The 1,141-nt window shown below is 67.0% G+C and carries 1 protein-coding gene; it reads right to left on the bottom strand.

Annotated features, from left to right (window positions below; all coding sequences use genetic code 11):
* Nucleotides 1-1,141: efflux RND transporter permease subunit (locus tag AC1D00_RS42230; protein ID WP_477014793.1), on the bottom strand; the 1,141-nt coding region annotated here is incomplete at both ends.

Genomic DNA, 1,141 nt, shown 5'->3' with positions numbered 1-1,141 from the left:
GATGTAGCTCTCGTAGAGCACGCCGAGCACGATGTAGATCGTGATCACGGCGGCGAGCAGCAGCCAGGGCTGGCCCGCGAGTGCCTTGGCGAATTCGGCGGCATCGCCCGCATAGACCCCGACGATGCTGTTGGGCATTTCGATCCGGGTCTCGATCGTCTTCACGGCTTCGACGGCATCGCCGAGGGCCGCGCCCGGCGCGAGGTTGAAGCTGAGCGAGATCGCCGGGAACTGCGCCTGATGCGAGATCGCAAGCGGCGCGGTGGTGCGCTTCAGCGTCGCCACCGCCGACAGCGGCACCTGGGCGTTGGGCGCGCCGACGGTAGTGCTCGCGGCGCCCGGCAGATAGAGCTTCGACAGGATCGAGGGATCGCGCTGGTACATCGGCAGCGCCTCCAGCACAACGCGGTACTGGTTGGCCTGTCCGTAGATGGTCGAGATCTGCCGCTGCGCAAAGGCATCGTTCAGCGTGTCGGTGATTCCTTGCAGGCTCACGCCGAGCTGGCCCGCCCGCGTTCGATCCACATCGAGCTGCGCCCGCAGGCCGCCTTCCTGCGCCTCCGAGGAGACGTCGCGGAACAAGGGATCGCGCCGCATTTCCGCAACCAGCTTGCGCGCCCATTCCGACACCAGCGCCGCATCGGTGCCGGTCAGCGTGTACTGGTATTGCGAGCGGCTCGACTGGGTCGAGATCTGCACGTCCTGCACCGGCTGGAAATAGACGGTCATGCCGGGGATGCCCGACACCCTCTCCTTCAGCCGGGTCACGACCACGCTGACGTCGTCGCGCCGCTCGCCGCGTGGTTTCAAGGTCATGACGAGACGGCCGACATTGGTGGTCGGATTGACCGAGCCGGCGCCGATCACCGAGACGACGCCGACCACGTCAGGATCGGCCTTGATGGCGTCGGCCGCCTCGGCCTGCCGCTTCTGCATCTCCGCGAACGAGACGTCGGGTCCGGCCTCCGTCACCGCCGTGATCGAGGCGGTGTCCTGAAGCGGCAGGAAGCCTTTTGGCGCCACGACGTAGAGAGCGAGGGTGGCGATCAGCGTGGCGAAGGTCACGACCAGCGTGGCGCGCTGGCGCTCCAGAACCCAGAGCAGCGTGCGGTGATAGAACTCGACGGTGCGGTCGATGAAG

This window comes from Bradyrhizobium sp. P2_E8 (assembly GCF_056403875.1).
Note: the sequence above shows the minus strand (reverse complement) of the source record. Positions and strands in the feature narration are given on the sequence as shown.